This window comes from Martelella limonii (assembly GCF_013344475.1).
In the GTDB taxonomy this organism is placed as follows: domain Bacteria; phylum Pseudomonadota; class Alphaproteobacteria; order Rhizobiales; family Rhizobiaceae; genus Martelella; species Martelella limonii.
Genome location: NZ_JABUOU010000001.1, coordinates 318,397 through 334,367, shown reverse-complemented (window position 1 = coordinate 334,367; position 15,971 = coordinate 318,397). Strand labels below are relative to the sequence as shown.

General features: G+C 61.8%; 18 protein-coding genes. 6 read left to right on the top strand and 12 right to left on the bottom strand.

Translation table 11 applies throughout. The annotated features are described in order from the left end of the window. The first annotated feature begins 107 nt into the window (after window positions 1-107). The 4 genes from pgsA to HPQ62_RS01555 all read left to right on the top strand — a co-directional run bounded on the left by pgsA (window position 108) and on the right by HPQ62_RS01555 (window position 2,242). On the top strand, window positions 108-704 hold the full coding sequence (pgsA, locus tag HPQ62_RS01570; protein ID WP_174800753.1) for a CDP-diacylglycerol--glycerol-3-phosphate 3-phosphatidyltransferase: 597 nt from the start codon (window positions 108-110) through the stop codon (window positions 702-704). Continuing rightward, window positions 701-955, top strand: coding sequence for a molybdopterin converting factor subunit 1 (moaD, locus tag HPQ62_RS01565; protein ID WP_174800752.1), 255 nt, complete (start codon window positions 701-703; stop codon window positions 953-955). The genes pgsA and moaD overlap by 4 nt, the downstream gene beginning before the upstream one ends. Before the next feature lies 1 nt (window position 956). Continuing rightward, window positions 957-1,412, top strand: a complete 456-nt coding sequence (locus HPQ62_RS01560) for a molybdenum cofactor biosynthesis protein MoaE (protein ID WP_174800751.1) — start codon at window positions 957-959, stop codon at window positions 1,410-1,412. A gap of 122 nt (window positions 1,413-1,534) precedes the next feature. Next, window positions 1,535-2,242, top strand: a complete 708-nt coding sequence (locus HPQ62_RS01555; protein WP_174800750.1) for a DJ-1/PfpI family protein — start codon at window positions 1,535-1,537, stop codon at window positions 2,240-2,242. A 224-nt stretch (window positions 2,243-2,466) separates the two neighbouring features. Here HPQ62_RS01555 and ndk read toward each other — a convergent pair whose 3' ends face one another. After that, a complete protein-coding gene (gene ndk, locus HPQ62_RS01550) occupies window positions 2,467-2,889 on the bottom strand; it encodes a nucleoside-diphosphate kinase (RefSeq protein WP_174800749.1) in 423 nt (140 codons plus the stop codon). A gap of 97 nt (window positions 2,890-2,986) precedes the next feature. Further along, window positions 2,987-3,655 carry a glutathione S-transferase family protein gene (locus HPQ62_RS01545; protein WP_174800748.1) on the bottom strand — a complete coding sequence of 223 codons (669 nt, stop codon included), beginning with the start codon at window positions 3,653-3,655 and terminating at the stop codon, window positions 2,987-2,989. Window positions 3,656-3,796: 141 nt separating this feature from the next. Between HPQ62_RS01545 and HPQ62_RS01540 the strand changes: the two genes are divergently transcribed. Both HPQ62_RS01540 and HPQ62_RS01535 read left to right on the top strand, forming a co-directional pair. Beyond that, a complete protein-coding gene (locus HPQ62_RS01540) occupies window positions 3,797-4,309 on the top strand; it encodes a DinB family protein (protein ID WP_174800747.1) in 513 nt (170 codons plus the stop codon). 43 nt (window positions 4,310-4,352) lie between these two features. Continuing rightward, window positions 4,353-6,233 (top strand): ABC-F family ATP-binding cassette domain-containing protein, encoded by a 1,881-nt coding sequence (locus HPQ62_RS01535; RefSeq protein ID WP_174800746.1) that lies wholly within the window; start codon window positions 4,353-4,355, stop codon window positions 6,231-6,233. Window positions 6,234-6,322: 89 nt separating this feature from the next. Here the strand turns inward: HPQ62_RS01535 and HPQ62_RS01530 are convergent, their stop codons facing one another. The 10 genes from HPQ62_RS01530 to HPQ62_RS01485 form a co-directional block, all read right to left on the bottom strand. Beyond that, entirely contained in the window at window positions 6,323-7,600 is a 1,278-nt protein-coding gene (locus HPQ62_RS01530) for a tetratricopeptide repeat protein (protein ID WP_174800745.1), read from the bottom strand. A 139-nt stretch (window positions 7,601-7,739) separates the two neighbouring features. Beyond that, on the bottom strand, window positions 7,740-8,645 hold the full coding sequence (metF, locus tag HPQ62_RS01525) for a methylenetetrahydrofolate reductase [NAD(P)H] (protein ID WP_244629517.1): 906 nt from the start codon (window positions 8,643-8,645) through the stop codon (window positions 7,740-7,742). A gap of 4 nt (window positions 8,646-8,649) precedes the next feature. Continuing rightward, window positions 8,650-9,654, bottom strand: coding sequence for an ArsR/SmtB family transcription factor (locus HPQ62_RS01520; RefSeq protein ID WP_174800743.1), 1,005 nt, complete (start codon window positions 9,652-9,654; stop codon window positions 8,650-8,652). 173 nt (window positions 9,655-9,827) lie between these two features. After that, window positions 9,828-11,198, bottom strand: a complete 1,371-nt coding sequence (locus HPQ62_RS01515) for a LysM peptidoglycan-binding domain-containing protein (RefSeq protein ID WP_174800742.1) — start codon at window positions 11,196-11,198, stop codon at window positions 9,828-9,830. Between the two features lie 288 nt (window positions 11,199-11,486). Further along, complete coding sequence (locus tag HPQ62_RS01510) at window positions 11,487-12,140, bottom strand: protein-L-isoaspartate(D-aspartate) O-methyltransferase (RefSeq protein ID WP_174800741.1); 654 nt, start codon at window positions 12,138-12,140, stop codon at window positions 11,487-11,489. 17 nt (window positions 12,141-12,157) lie between these two features. Next, window positions 12,158-12,916 carry a 5'/3'-nucleotidase SurE gene (surE, locus tag HPQ62_RS01505; protein WP_174800740.1) on the bottom strand — a complete coding sequence of 253 codons (759 nt, stop codon included), beginning with the start codon at window positions 12,914-12,916 and terminating at the stop codon, window positions 12,158-12,160. Window positions 12,917-12,923: 7 nt separating this feature from the next. Next, window positions 12,924-14,207, bottom strand: a complete 1,284-nt coding sequence (serS, locus tag HPQ62_RS01500) for a serine--tRNA ligase (RefSeq protein ID WP_174800739.1) — start codon at window positions 14,205-14,207, stop codon at window positions 12,924-12,926. 124 nt (window positions 14,208-14,331) lie between these two features. Then, window positions 14,332-15,150, bottom strand: a complete 819-nt coding sequence (gene tatC / locus HPQ62_RS01495) for a twin-arginine translocase subunit TatC (RefSeq protein WP_174800738.1) — start codon at window positions 15,148-15,150, stop codon at window positions 14,332-14,334. After that, window positions 15,147-15,713 carry a Sec-independent protein translocase protein TatB gene (gene tatB / locus HPQ62_RS21215; RefSeq protein ID WP_174800737.1) on the bottom strand — a complete coding sequence of 189 codons (567 nt, stop codon included), beginning with the start codon at window positions 15,711-15,713 and terminating at the stop codon, window positions 15,147-15,149. The genes tatC and tatB overlap by 4 nt, the downstream gene beginning before the upstream one ends. A 42-nt stretch (window positions 15,714-15,755) precedes the next feature. Then, the gene (locus HPQ62_RS01485) at window positions 15,756-15,959 is read right to left on the bottom strand and encodes a twin-arginine translocase TatA/TatE family subunit (RefSeq protein ID WP_174800736.1); all 204 of its coding nucleotides are present in this window, start codon (window positions 15,957-15,959) and stop codon (window positions 15,756-15,758) included. Window positions 15,960-15,971: the final 12 nt, after the last annotated feature.

Below are 15,971 nucleotides of genomic sequence, written 5' to 3'. Positions count from 1 at the left end.
CCGTTACCTGTCACAGGTTTAATGGCGCGCCGCATTGACCTTTGGACCGCAATGGAAGCATTTTGCGGGCGGACAGCGCATCGGGCGCAAGCATACGGACTGAAGCCATGGCATCGAAAGCGTACAATCTTCCAAACCTCCTGACCTACGGGCGCATACTGGCGGTACCGCTGATCGTGCTGTGCTTCTTCCTGGAGGGCAAGCTTTCGAGTTCCGATTCTGCCCGCTGGGCGGCACTGACGATCTTCATCATCGCCTCGCTCACCGACTTCCTCGACGGCTACATCGCGCGCGCCTGGAACCAGACTTCCAATATCGGGCGCATGCTCGATCCGATCGCAGACAAGCTGCTGGTGTCCACCTGCCTGCTTCTGCTCGCCGCCGATGTGGAGCGCACCATTGCCGGCTGGTCGCTCTGGGCTGCGATCATCATCCTCTGCCGCGAGGTGCTGGTGTCGGGCCTGCGCGAATATCTCGCTGGCCTCAAGGTATCGGTTCCGGTGACCCGGATCGCCAAATGGAAGACCACCTTCCAGATGGTGGCGATCGGCCTGCTGCTGGCGGGGCCCGCCGGCGACAAGGTGTTCCCCTATACCAGCAATCTGGGCATCATCCTGCTGTGGGTGGCCGCCGGCCTGACCATCTATACCGGCTATGATTACTTCCGTGCCGGTCTGAAACATGTCGTGGACGCAGAGCGATGACGCGACTTGTCTACTTCGCATGGGTGCGCGAGCGCATCGGGCTTGCCGAAGAAGAGATCGACCTGCCGGCCGATGTCGCTGATGTCGCGGGATTGCTCGCCTTCCTTGCCGGCCGCGGCGAGAATTATCAGGCAGCGCTTGCCGAGCCGGAGGTGATCCGGGTCGCCCTCGACAGGGTCCACGCCGAACATGACGAGCCGCTCGAAGGCGCGTCCGAGATCGCCCTGTTCCCGCCGATGACGGGCGGCTGACATGACAATCAAGGTCAGCATTCAATCGGAAAACTTTGATATCGCATCCGAAATTGAGCGCCTGACCAGGGGCCGCGCGGATATTGGCGCAACCGTCAGCTTTACCGGCCACTGCCGCGACGAGGGTGGCCGTCTGGCGGCCCTCGAGCTTGAACACTATCCCGGCATGGCAGAGGCGGAGATCGCCAGGATCTGCGAACAGGCCGTCTCACGGTTCGAACTTCTGGGGCTCACCGTCATCCACCGCTTCGGCCGTATGGCGCCCGGAGACCTGATCGTCGTCGTGCTTGCCGCGGCAAGCCACCGCCAGGCAGCCTTCGACGGCGCCGCCTTCGTCATGGATTTCCTGAAGACCGACGCACCGTTCTGGAAGAAGGAACACCTGAAATCCGGCGACAGCGGCGACTGGGTTACCGCCCGCGACGCTGACGAAGACGCTCGGCTACGCTGGCTATAAAACGGTCACGTTGTCGTTATAGAAGCGCTGAGGCCGGGGAATCGCCCTTGCCGGGAACATAAATTCGCCTATGCTCCGGTTGAAATCTGTTTCAATCGATTTGCAGCTTGATGAGGACCGCCATGCCCGCCAATGCCGCTTCCATAGATGTCGGCTTGATCATGTATCCGGGTCTGACCCAGCTTGACCTGTTCGGACCCGCCGATGTCCTGACGCGCATGCCTGGAACGAATATCAAGTTTCTCTGGAAGAACCTCGACCCGGTGATCGTCGATCGCGGCCTGCGCGTCCTGCCCAACACCACGTTCGGACAGTGCAAGAGCCTCGATATCGTCTGCGTTCCGGGAGGCCCCGGACAGATCGCGCTGATGGATGACGAGGAGACGCTGAACTTCCTGCGCAGGATTGCGCCCGGCTGCAAGCTCGTCACCTCCGTCTGCACCGGCTCTCTGGTGTTGGGTGCTGCAGGCCTGCTCGATGGCTACCGCGCGACCTCGCACTGGACCTCGATCGAGCATCTCGAACTCTTCGGCGCCAAGCCCGTGCATGAACGCGTCGTGGTAGACCGCAACCGCATCACCGGCGCGGGCGTGACCTCTGGGATTGATTTCGCGCTGCGCGTGGTCGAGGAGATGACGGACCGCACCACCGCCCAGCAGATCCAGCTGCAGATGGAATACGACCCCGACCCGCCTTACCGCTGCGGCAGTCCGAAGACGGCCCCGCCGGAAATCGTCGACGCCGTGCGTGCGCGCCTCCACATGTTCCAGTCCAGCCGCCGCTCCGCCAGCGAACGCGCTGCAGAACGGCTTGCCGCTCGCAAGGGCTGAGGCGGGAGATACCGAGCGCCGCCCACGGGCGCTATGCTCTTCGGTTACTCGTCGCTTTCCCCATTCTCAGTGTCACCCTCGGGCTTGCCCCTAGGGACCAGGCGGGCCTCTCCGTGTCTCCTGGATGCTCCGGTCGATCCCGAGCATGTTCCGACAGAGGCCTGTTTTCACAACAAAAAAACCCGCGGCAAGCCGCGGGTTTCTAAACGTCATCAGTCGAAAAATCAGCCGACGATTTCGGTTTCGGAGAACCAGAAGGAAATCTCGCGCTTTGCGGTTTCCGGAGCGTCCGAACCGTGAACCGAGTTTTCGCCCATCGACAGCGCGAAGGTCTTGCGGATCGTGCCTTCGTCAGCCTTTTCCGGGTTGGTTGCGCCCATGATCTCGCGGTTCTTCAGAACGGCATTTTCGCCTTCGAGAACCTGAACCACCGTCGGGCCGGAGCACATGAATTCGACGAGTTCACCGAAGAACGGACGTTCCTTGTGCTCGGCGTAGAAGGCTTCGGCTTCGCGCTTTGCCATCCATACGCGCTTGGAGGCGACGACGCTGAGGCCGTTTTCCTCGAAAACCTTGGTGATCGCACCGGTCAGGTTGCGCTTGGTGGCATCCGGCTTGATCATCGAAAAAGTGCGTTCAATCGCCATGTCATCGTCCTTTGCGTTCATGAAATTTGGCCGGTGTATAAAGCGGTTTCGGCCAAAATGGAAGGAGCCGGACACGATGTTTTGATGCTGGCCCCCATTATGAAGTTTCGGTGACGAGCTCACAGCGTTCGAACCAGTTCAGGACGGGGTCATTCGCGTCAAGCAGACCGGAATTGCCGGTCGTGAAGGCCCATTTAAGTGCGCCGAAGACGATGTAGTCGGCAAACAGCGGCGTGTTTCCGCCTATGAAGGGCTGGTGCGTCAACATCGTTCTCAGCGGCGCAAGCTTGCCGGCAAAGGCTGCGATTTCCGCCTCGCGTCCGGTCGCAATCTCCTCAAGCGTCGCGCCGAGGCGCGGCTCCCGGCTTTTGCGGAAGTAGGCCTGATCAACCGGGGCAAGCATGTCGTGAATATTCTTCACCGCGATCCGGGTGATGGCGGGATGCAGCGTCGACTGCGAATAGGCCTCGACGAAGCGCGCCATACCCATGCCGCCCTCGCCCGCAAACAGCGACGGCGCATCCGGATAGGTCTGCTCGAGATAGAGCGCGATCGCGAAACTGTCAGCGATCAGCCTGTCGCCATCCCTGAGGATCGGCACGGTCTTTGAAAAACCATTCTCCAGCGCGGGAATTTCAGTGAAGCCGACCGCCCTCTCCTCGAAGTCGAGGCCCTTGTGCCTCAAGGCCTGCACGACCTTCCAGCAATGGGGTGAAAAGCGGTTGTCGGTGTCATCACCGCAAAGCGAATAAAGAATACGGGCCATGAGAAATTCCTTCTGCTCCTTGCGCCAGCCTAGCAGGTTTATCGATGAAGATTCATCACAGTTTCTGCTGCCACCCATCAAAATTTGAAGCTGGTGCGGACGGCGTTTCGGACTATTTTCCGCAGGATAAAGGAGAGCCTGATGTTACAGAACTTCCGCCGCTTCGCCGGCTATAATGCCTGGTCCAACCGCCAGATCTATGAAACTGCGGCCACGCTTTCGGACGAGGAATATCGCCGCCCGCTCGGCGCGTTCTTTCCCTCCGTCCATGCCACGCTCAACCATCTGGTCTATGCCGATGGTCTCTGGATGACACGCTTTGCCGGCAAGGATACCGGCCCGGTCAAGCTCGATACCATCGTCTGCGAAGATTTCGAGAGCCTGAGACGCAAGCGGGAGGAACTCGACGCACAAATCATCAGCTTCATCGACGGCCTCGACAGTCTGGAAGGAACATTTTCCTATCAGCGCGGCAACCCTCCGGAAACCTATACCGACCGCCTCGGCACCACGCTTGCTCACTTCTTCAACCACCAGACCCACCACCGCGGCCAGGTGCACATGATGCTGACGGTGCTCGGCCAGCCCTCGCTTTCTCTGGACATGATCTACTTCCTGCGCACGCCCGAAGGACGCGCGCTCGACGCTGCATGAACCAGCGCTTGCCAAGCGGAGCGGTTTCAGACAAAACCGCTCCATGATCTCCATATCCGACCTTACAGTCCGCGTTGCCGGACGCCTTCTGATCGAAAACGCCTCCGTCTCCATTCCCGATGGGATGAAGGCGGGGCTTGTCGGGCGCAATGGCGCCGGCAAGTCGACGCTGTTTCGCGTGTTGACCGGCCTGCTTGCGCCCGAGACCGGCACGGTGTCGCTGCCCAAGCGCGCGCGCATCGGCCAGGTGGCACAGGAGGCGCCGGGAACGGAAGACCCGCTGATCAACATCGTGCTGGCCGCCGACAAGGAGCGCGCCGCCCTGATTGCGGAAGCCGAGACCGCAAGCGATCCCGGACGGATTGCCGACATCCACACCCGGCTTGCCGATATCGATGCGCATTCGGCGGAATCGCGCGCAGCCAGCATCCTCTCGGGCCTCGGCTTCGACGAGGCCGCCCAGCAGCGCCCGGCCTCCTCCTTTTCCGGCGGCTGGCGCATGCGCGTGGCGCTGGCGGCGGTGCTGTTTTCCGAACCGGACCTGTTGCTCCTCGACGAGCCGACCAACTATCTCGACCTTGAAGGCACGCTGTGGCTGGAGGATTATATCCGCCGCTATCCCTATAGCGTGATCATCATCTCGCACGACCGCGATCTTCTGAACACGGCCGCCAACGCCATCGTCCATCTCGACCAGAAGAAGCTCACTTTCTATCGCGGCTCCTACGACCAGTTCGCCCGCCAGAAGGCGTCGCAGGACGAGTTGCAGATGAAGGCGCACGCCAAGAACGAGGCGCAGCGCAAGCATCTGCAGAGCTTCATCGACCGGTTCAAGGCCAAGGCCTCGAAGGCACGCCAGGCCCAAAGCCGGGTGAAGGCGCTGGAGCGCATGGGCACGGTATCCGCAGTCATCGAAGACCATGTGCAGGGCTTCTCCTTCCCCGCGCCGGAAAAGCTGCCCGCCTCCCCGATCGTCGCGATCGAAGGCGGCGTTGTCGGCTACGAACCGGGCAAGCCGATCCTGTCCAACCTCGATCTTCGCATCGACAATGATGACCGGATCGCGCTTCTCGGCGCCAACGGCAACGGCAAGTCGACCTTTGCGAAATTCATCTCCGGGCGGCTTGCGCCGCAGGCCGGCAGCCTGAAGCTTGCGCCGCATCTTTCGACCGGCTTCTTCGCGCAGCACCAGATCGACGATCTGGTCCCCGATGAGAGCGCGATTGCCCATGTGCGCAAGCTGATGCCGACGGCAACCGAGCCCAAGGTGCGCGCCCGCGTGGCGCAGATGGGGCTTGCGACCGAGAAGATGGACACGCCCGCCCGCGACCTTTCCGGCGGCGAGAAGGCCCGGCTCCTGATGGGCCTTGCCGCCTTCCACGCGCCCAATCTGCTGATCCTCGACGAGCCGACCAACCATCTCGACATCGACAGCCGCAATGCGCTGATCCAGGCGCTCAACGACTATCCGGGCGCCGTCATCCTGATCTCGCATGACCGGCACCTGATCGAGGCGACCGTCGACCGGCTTTGGCTGGTGCATGATGGTACGGTGAAGAGCTATGACGGCGACCTCGAGGACTACCGCGAACTGATCATTTCCGGCGGCAAGCCGAAGGCCTCCAAGGCGCCGGTTGAAGACACCCGTTCCAAGGCGGAGCAGCGCAAGAGCGCCGCCGACCGTCGCGCCTCGCTCGCCCCGCTGAAGAAGCAGATCGACATGGCGGAGCGCAAGACTGCCAAGATCGAGGAGATCATCGCCAAGCTCGATGCCGATCTCGCCAATCCTAAGCTCTATACCCAGTCGCCGGAAAAGGCGAAGGTGATGATCCAGGCCCGCGCCAATGCAGCGGCCGAGCTTTCAAGGATCGAGGAAGAATGGCTCGCGCTGTCGGCGAAGTATGAAGCCGCCATGGCGGGCTGACAGTCCGGACCGCATTGACAGCAGGTGTCTGAGGCACCTCAATTGCTATTAAAAACAATCCTATGGCGCGGGTATTTGATACGGAGACTTCACGATCCGGCCCGCCAGCCGGGTGGCGGCAGCAGCACAACCCGCATGTCCCTGCCGAGGCGTTCGAGATAGGGCCTGGGAAGATGATCCATGACCTCGCCGCCGCGCGTGACGCTCGCGTAGCGGCAGACCCGGCGCGCATCCGGGGCGCCTTGTGCCGCCTTGATGCGCTCATGGAGCTCCCACACGACCGTCGTTCCATCAGGCACCGGAACCTTGATGCGGAAGCCGCCATTGGCGACATTCGCACCGATATGGTCGTCGCCGCAAGCCCGCCCGGCGGGATGCGGCTTGCCCCCATGGAAGCCGAACAGCGAATCATGCGCAAGCAGGCTTCGCCGCGCATGGGGCCACACCTGCTCGCGCAGGAAATACTGATCCGCAAAATGGGCGGAGGCGAGCGGCTTTGCGAGATAGCGCGCCACCATGGCCTCCATCGAAGGCAGCGCGCCTGCGGTCATGCCCCAGAGACCGGCATGCAGCAGTTCGGTGTGTGTATGCCAGTCGCGGATGTGGTGGAACTGCCGGTCACCAGAGACCCATTCATCCACCAGTATCCGCTCGCGGCTTGAAATCAGCGAATCGGCATCGCGGAACAGGACGCGGTGCATCCCGGGGATATCGGCGGCGGCAAAGCGCCACATGGTCGGGGGCCAACGTTTCAGCGCGCCGGACACGACACGGATATGCGCGCCTTCCGCAGTCAGCCGCTCGAGCACAGAAGCGGGCACCGTCTCGTCGACATAGAACAGACAGGTCCATTCGGGAAAGACGGTTGCCTGCGCCTTCGCGTTCAGTATCGCGGTTTCGCAATAGCGCGCACGATTGCCGAACAGGCTGAAGGCAATAATGTTGTGTTGGCGGGTCTTGAGCGCGGGCGGTTCCGGCAGGGGCGCCATGGAACAATCCGTGTCCGGCGGGCGTGCGAACTGCCGGTCGCGCAGTGTGAGCGCCTTCAGCCCCCACTCTCGGACCGCCTCGACATTCCCCTTCTCGCCATAGGCGTGGGAGAGCGCGTCATAGGCGACGAAGTTCTCGGGCATGCGCGAAAGCGCCTGGAGCGTGAAGTCAATCGCATCGTCGAAATCGTCCAGACGCAGGTGGCTGACGGCAAGGTTCATCAGGATCAGCGCATTGTCGGGCGCCATCGCATGCGCCTTTTTGGCAATCGCCAGAGATCGGGAATAATCGCCCGCATCATACGCTGCGCCATAGGCACGCTGCAGATCCTGCAGCGTGCCGGGCATGGCATCAACGACAAGTCGGCCATCCTGCATTGCGGCACCAGGTTTCGTTTCCACGAAACCACAATACATCAATGAAACGGGGAGTAAACTTTACCCGTTATATTGAAAATAAACCCCACATCATCATGAATTACTAAAATATAAATATGATGCTGAGTGCGCGCGCAGATCAACCGGCCTGTCGCGCACGTTCATCTGCAAAACCGCTTCCGGTGCCGCGCGCAGGCTTTACGCCGAGACGATCGAAGACCGCGATCAGCAGCTTGGAGCGGTTCATCGTATAGAAATGGAAGTCATCAATGCCGCGGCGCTGCAGATCGAGCACCTGTTCGGCGGCGACCTCGAAATGGGCTTCCGGATCTTCAGTGAGCGCGCCAAGACGCTTCTCGATGAAACCGGGAATGGTCGCCCCGCACATCGATGCAAAACGGCGGAGCTGCGTCAGATTCTGGACGGGCATGATGCCAGGCAGGACCGGGATCGTGATCCCAGCCTTCCTGACATCGTCAAGATAGGCCTCGAACACGTCATTGTCGAAGAAGAACTGGGTCAGCGCCCGGTCGGCGCCATTGTCGGCCTTGGCCTTCAGCATCGCAATATCGGCGGAGCGATCAGCGCTTTCGGGGTGCTTTTCGGGATAGGCGGAGACCGAGATATCGAAATCATCGATCGCTTTCAGGCCCTTGACCAGTGCGGCAGCGTTCTCGTATCCGCCGGGATGCGGACGGTATGCGGCGCCGACGCCATCCGGCGCATCACCGCGCAGCGCCACGAAGCGCCTGACACCGGCTTCGCGGAATTTCCGCACGACATCATCGACCTCGCCGCTGGTGGCCTTGACCACCGTGAGGTGCGAGGCCGTCACCAGATCGGTTTCATCGATCAGGCGCTTGACGGCATCGAAGGTCGGCGCCTGGCTGGAAGCACCGGCCCCATAGGTCACGGAAACGAAAGCCGGATCGTAAGCCGAAAGCGCCTCGACCGCGCGCCACCATCCGGCAGCCGCCTGTTCGCTTTTCGGCGGAAAGAATTCGAACGAATAAGAAAACGGCCGAGCGCCGGTCACATCGGTCATTGTTTCAGACACTCCTCGCAAAAGTCTTTTCATTGCCATCGGCCACAAGCAGCCGGGGGTCGCGGGCAAGCCACACCGTCACCGTCAGCGAGCGCTCCTTGGCGCCGGCAAAGGGAAGATCGGTGACGTTCTCCACATCGAGACCGGCAGACGTCATCCAGTCTTCCATGGCCTGATGAGAGAAGCCGAGCCGGAGATGGGCGTGGTCGGCCCGCAGATATTCGAGATCATGGGGGGCGAAATCGATCACCACCAGGCGCCCGCCTGGCCTCAGCACGCGGGACGCCTCGGCGATCGCGGCTTCGGGATTTTCCAGGAAGTGCAGGACCTGATGAATGATCACCAGATCGAAATCCTCGCTCTCGAGCGGCAGGTTCAAAATGTCGCCAAGGCGCACGGCCGCGCGGGTGAGCCCTTCCGCATCAAGATTGGCGCGGGCAACGGCCAGCATGTCGCGACTGGCATCAAGACCCACGGCGCGGCGATAGATGTCCTTCAGGAGAAGCAGCATGCGCCCTGTGCCCGTGCCGAGATCGAGCAGGTTCTGGACAGGCTTGTCTCCGATCAGGTTGACGAGGCAGCTTTCCACCTCCGCTTCGGAAATGTGGAGCCTTCGCATCTGGTCCCATTCGCCGGCATGCTGGGCGAAATAGGCTTCCGCCTTTTCCGCGCGGGCCTGTTTGACAGCAGCGAGCCGGGCGGCGTCGCGCTTCAGCGCCGAATCATCGTCGGACGCGTTGTCCAGCAGCTGCCGGACCAGCCGTGCCGGCGTCCCCTCATCCCGCAGACGGAAATAGGCCCAGGCCCCTTCCTGGTAGCGGTCGATCAGGCCAGCTTCCGCCAGAAGCTTGAGATGACGTGAAATGCGCGGCTGGGACTGGCCCAGAATGTCGGTCAGATCCGAAACCGTGAGGTCGCCGCCTGCAAGAAGCGCAATCAGCCTCAAACGCGTGGGCTCGCCCACCGCCTTCAACACCTCCACCATGGTTTCCAGATCGAACTTCGCCATCGCCCCGACTTTCATCAAGATATAAAGATATGTTTATATCGACTGGCTGCGATACGCAAGCCTGTTGATGAACGAAGAATAGCACAGCGCGGCTGAACACGGACGACCGTCCTGAAACGCAAAACGGCGCGTCAGGGACGCGCCGTCTGAAGCTTGCCGTGAGGGGACCCGTATCAGCCGTTGAGATAAGGCATCGGGTCGACGGCAGTGGTGTTGTCGCGCACCTCGAAATGGACCATCGGGCGCTGGGCATTGCCGGTCATGCCGGAGATCGCAATGGTCTGGCCACGCTGCACGGTATCGCCGCGCTTGACCTTCAGCTCCTCCGCATAGCCGTAGACCGTCACCTTGCCGTCGTCGTGACGGATCAGGATGGCGTTGCCGTAATTGGAAAGCCCGTCATCGGCATAGACCACGACGCCGTTTTCCGCGGCCTTGATCGGCGTACCGACTGGAACGGAAATGTCGATCCCTTCGCTGATGTCATCGCCATAGGGCTGACCGAAGCCCACAACCACGGCGCCCTTGACGGGCCAGCGATAGGCCGAAATGCCGGTGCCTTCCGGCACTTCCTCGCCCGCGTTGGAGCGCACGGCGACTTCTTCGACCACTGCGGTGGTCTGCGCGGCCTGCGGCGGCTGATATGGTTTCGGACTTTCGGTGGCTGCCTCCGCAGTCTTCTGAACCGGCGCTGTCGGAACGGCGGCTGCCGTCTGAACCGGGGCCGCCTGCTGGACAGGCGCACCCTGGGCGGGGATCGCAAGCTGCTGGCCGATGCGGATATTGGCAGAAGACAGTCCGTTGGCAGCCTTCAGCGAATCAACCGTAACGCCGTAGGCCTTGGCAATGGTGTAGAGGCTGTCGCCGCTCTTGACGGTGTAGGTATTGCCCGCGCCGCTTTGACCATTCTGCGCGGCGGAGGCTGCGCTGCTGGCTGCGGGCGCGCTCTGACGTTCGCGAACGCTGGTGGTTCCCGGCAGAACGGCAACGCGCTGGTCCGGCGTGTCGGTGGGAAGCTGCGTGGGGGCTGCCGGCGGCAGACCCTGGCTCTGGCTGGCGGATTTCGCGGCCGACTGCTGGCTGGCGGTAACCGGCACCAGCAGCACCTGGCCGGGGCGCACCTGAGAGGCGCTGGTCAGCCCGTTAAGGCGAAGTATATCCTGTTCGCTGACCCCGTTGCGGCTGGCGAAGGCGGCAAGCGATTCGTCGGAACGGATCATCACGCGCTGCGTCGCCACGTCCTGCGTGGATGATGGCAGCGTGCTCGGCGCACCGACGGCTGCCTGCTGCACCGCCGGGTTGGCGGGCGGAACAAGCGCTGCGGTCTGGACCGGCGCGGGCGTTGCCGGCGGCAGGGAATTGTTCTGCACGGTGACGGGCGTCGTCGCCATGCGCGCGCCGGAACCGGCCGTGGTGGCGGTGCTGATCGGCTGATTGCTGACGACGGCCTGCCCCTGGGAAGGAAGGGTCTGATAGCCTCCGCCTCCGACATTTTCCGGCGGAACGAGCTGACGATACTGGGGAACGACCGACCCGGTGGTCATCGTATCCGGTCCACCGCTGAGGCGTGATGTTTCCGAACTGCAGCCTGCGGCCAAAATGGCCAGCGACGAAACGAGCAGTACGCCTTTTGTTGCTTTGCCGACTTCCGGCAGCCCAGAAATACGCATGAACCGACCCTGTACGCTTGAACTCTTTACTGCACCGGTTTTAACCACATCAGAGTTACCGCACGGTTAAAGTCCGCTCACGGATGCAAAATTCACGCTGGAATCGCTGGGAAAAATTTGTCGGGGCCTTTTGGCGCGGCGGATGGCGGCGCTGCAAAACCTCTAGAGAGCCTTCGACAGACCGCGTTCAGCCGCCAGATACGGCACCTCGAAAAGGTCCTGGCGCTCGAACCGGCTCCCGATCCTGGTCATGCGCACCATCAGCGGCGGCGCGTCCTCGCGGAGAATCGGCGCCATGATGACACCGTTCGACACCAGTTGCTCGACGCGTGCCCGCGGGATTTCGGGAACGGCCACGGTATAGAGAATGCGATCGAAGGTCCCCTCGCCGCTCATGCCTTCGCGGCCATCGGCGTGGCGCACGACCACGCGTCTCAGCGAAAGCTCAGTCAGCCGTTTGCGGGCGAGATCGGCAAGCGTGCGATAACGCTCGACCGTCAGCACGCGCTCGGCGATCCGGCCCATGATCGCGGCGGTATAGCCGGAACCCGTGCCGACTTCGAGCACGCGCTGGCCGGGCTTGATCTTCAGGATATCGATCAAGCGGATGGCAAGATCGGCGCTTTCCATGAAAGAGCCGCACTCGATCGGAACCGAGCGGCCGCTATAGGCATAAGGCGCCATGTGAGACGGCGTGAACATCGAACGCGGCGTTGCCTCGACAGCCGACAGGAGATCGAGATTGGTCACGCCGCCGGCACGAAGACGCATCACGAGGGCTGCAAACCCCTCCCGTTCCTGAAGCTTGGTCGCCACCGCCATCCTCTTTCAAATCATGCCAGCTGTTGCGCGATCCTGTCGCGAACCGAATGGTCGGTCAAGTCGAGCTTGAGCGGCGTGACCGAAACATAATTGTCGCCAACGGCCTCCAGATCGCTGTCATCGGCAAAGGCACTGAGCCGCTCGCGGAAGGTCAGCCAGTAATAGGGAAGCCCGCGTCCATCGGACCGTTTGTCGACGGAAAGACCTGATTCGAGCTTGCCCTGTGCGGTGACCCTCGTGCCCTTGACGGCATCGGGCGTGCAACACGGGAAATTGACGTTGAAGAACGTGCCCTCCGGCAACGCGATCGGCAGCAGTTTTTCGATCAGCGCCAGCGCATGGCGCTCCGCCACCTCCCAGGGGAAGTGCCGGTTGCCGTTATCATAATCGCCGGCCTGGCTGAGCGCGATCGAGCGCACGCCCTGCATCGTGCCCTCGATGGCGGCAGCGATCGTCCCCGAATAGGTGACGTCGTCGGCCATGTTGGCGCCGGAGTTGATCCCGGAGAGAATCAGATCCGGCGGCTCCGGCAGCACTTCGCGCACCGCCATGATCACGCAATCCGTCGGTGTCCCGCGCAGCGCGAACTGCCGTTCACCCATCTGTCGAAGCCTCAGCGGCTCCGACAGGGTAAGAGAATGGGCAAGACCGCTCTGGTCCGTTTCCGGCGCCACGGTCCAGACATCGTCGGAAAGCTTCTCGGCGATGCTTTGAAGCACGCCAAGGCCCGGGCCATGGATGCCGTCATCATTGGTCAGAAGAATGCGCATCACTGCCTCACTTTGCCGCTTCGATCCGTGTCATGCCGCCCATATAGGGCACCAGCACCTCCGGCACTGTGACAGAACCATCCTCATTCAGATAATTCTCGACAACGGCGATCAGTGCGCGGCCGACGGCAACGCCGGAGCCGTTCAGCGTGTGCACGAAACGGGTCTGCTTCTCATCCTTGCCGCGATAGCGCGCATTCATGCGCCGCGCCTGGAAATCGCCGCAGACCGAGCAGGACGAGATCTCGCGATAGGTATCCTGCCCCGGCAGCCAGACCTCGATGTCGTAGGTCTTGCGGGCCGAAAAACCCATATCGCCCGTGGAAAGGGCCATCACGCGATAATGCAGGCCAAGCTTCTTCAGAATGTTCTCGGCAGATGCCGTCATGCGTTCCAGCTCTTCGAGCGCGCTGTCCGCATCGGTGATCGAGACCATCTCGCATTTCTGGAACTGGTGCTGGCGCAGCATGCCGCGGGTGTCGCGACCGGCAGAACCCGCCTCGGAACGGAAGCAATAGGTCAGCGCGGTATAGCGCAGCGGCAGATCCTCGGCCGGCAGGATTTCACCCGCAACGAGGTTGGTCAGCGGAACCTCCGCCGTCGGGATCATCCAGCGGTCGTCAGAGGCCTTGAACAGGTCGTCGGCAAATTTCGGCAGCTGTCCGGTGCCGAAGAGGGCGGCATCGCGCACCAGAAGCGGCGGGCTGACTTCGAGATAGCCGTGTTCGCCGGTGTGCATGTCGATCATGAACTGGCCAAGCGCGCGCTCCAGCCGCGCGAACGCGCCCGTCAGCACCGTGAAGCGCGAACCGGACAACTTGGCAGCCCGTTCGAAATCCATCCCGCCGAGCGCTTCGCCTATCTCGAAATGCTCCTTCGGCGTGTGGTTCCAGCCAGGCTTTTCGCCCCAGCGACGGATCTCGACATTGTCGGCCTCGTCGGCGCCCACCGGCACGTCGTCGAGCGGCACGTTCGGGATGCCGGCAAGAAGATCGTCAAGCGTTGCCGTCGCTTCGCGCTCCTCGGCTTCGAGCGTCGGCATCGCGGTCTTGATCTCCGAGACCTCGGCCTTCAGCGTCTCGGCAAGCGCGATATCCTTCTTGCCCATCGCCATGCCGATTTCCTTCGAGGCGGCATTGCGGCGGGACTGCATTTCCTGGAGGCGCTGCACGACGGAGCGGCGCTTCTCATCCAGTTCGATGATTTCGGCGGCAAGCGGCCTGGCGCCGCGCGCGGCAAGCGCCTTGTCGAGCGCCTCCGGGTTTTCGCGAATCCATTTGATATCGAGCATGATGAAGCTTCCAGAATTGAAAAAAGGGTCGCCGTCATTTTCCGGCGGCCCTCTTGTGCCCAACTGATCGCAAAAGCGCAAGTGAAAGGCCGCGCCCGCCTTTAAGTTAGGCGGCGCATCAGCCTCAGGCCTCGTCCTCTTCGGAGGTCGCCTCTTCGGCTGCCTGCTCGACGCGTTTGCGCTCGACGACACGGGCCGCATAGATCGCCACTTCGTAAAGCAGCACCGTCGGCAGCGCGAGGCCCAGCTGGGACAGCGGATCGGGCGGCGTCAGAACGGCAGCGACGATGAAGGCGATCACGATCGCAAACTTGCGCTGCTTGCGCAGCCAGTCCGAGGAGATCAGCCCGACGCGCGCCAACAGCGTGGTGATCACCGGCAGCTGGAACACCATGCCGAACGCTAGCACCAGCGACATGATCAGGCTCAGATATTCCGAGACCTTGGGAAGCAGCGAAATCGCCACCTCGCCTTCCTGGGACGATTGCTGCATGCCCAGAAAGAACAGCATGACGACCGGGATCAGGAAGAAATAGACGATTGCGCCGCCGATGATGAAAAGCACAGGCGAAGCAATCAGGAACGGCAGGAAGGCCGAGCGTTCATTGCGATAGAGCCCTGGCGCGACGAAGCTGTAGACCTGGAACGCGATCACCGGAAAGGCCAGCAACAGGCCGCCGAACAGCGAGATTTTGATCTGGGTGAAGAAGAATTCCTGCGGCGCCGTATAGATCAGCTGCATCTTCTCGGGATCGTGATCAGACCAGATCACCGCCCATTTATAGGGCAGGACCAGGATGTTGAAGAGATCCTTCGCGAAGGCAAAGCAGAGCAGGAAGCCGAGAAAGAAAGCCACCAGCGACCAGACCAGCCGCTTTCTGAGTTCGATCAGATGCTCGACAAGCGGCTGAGGCTTGTCATCAATATCATTCTTGACGCTCATCGCGCGCTCCTGCGGCCAGGTTTGGACTTGACCGGCCTGGGCGCTGGCTTGAAGCCCGGACGATGGCTGACAAGCCGTTCTTCCTGCCGCCGCGAGACGAGTGCGGGTTCCGCCTCATCCTTCCGCGCCGCCGCCCTGTCCTTCGCAACAACCTTGTCGAACGCCGTCACGGGCGAGAAATCGGAATTGGTGCCGGGTGTCGGATAGGACGCCTTCTGGAGCTCGGGTCCGTCAGCCTTGTGCTTCGGCTTGTTGTCGAGCGCAGTGGACTTGCGGAGCTCGGAATCAAGATCGCGCGCGGTCTGGCGCAAGGGATTCATTGCATCGCGCAACTGATTGGCAGGATTGATTTTTCGGACATCCCTGAGCGCTGTCGAGACGTCCTGCATATCCGCCTCTTTCAGCGCATCGTCCATCTGAGAGCGGAAATCGGCCGCCATGTGCCGGAACTTCGTCATCGTCTTGCCGAAGGTTCTCAGCACATGCGGCAGTTCCCGCGGCCCGACGACGACGATCAGCACGATCGCCACGACCAGAAGCTCGGTCCAGCCAATATCAAGCATTCACATTCTCCTGCGGCCAGCCGTCGCCGGCTGCCCCCGGCATCAGCCCTGCTTGGTCTCGTCTGCCCTGTGATCGACGGTCTTGTCTTTTTCGACGGGCTTTTCGTCGTCGTCCGAAATGCCCTTCTTGAAGCTTTTGATGCCCTTGGCAACGTCGCCCATAAGTTCTGGGATCTTGCCGCGACCGAAAAGCAGCACGACAATCGCCAGAATGATCAGCAACTGCCAGATACCGAGATTACCCATAACCAGATCTCC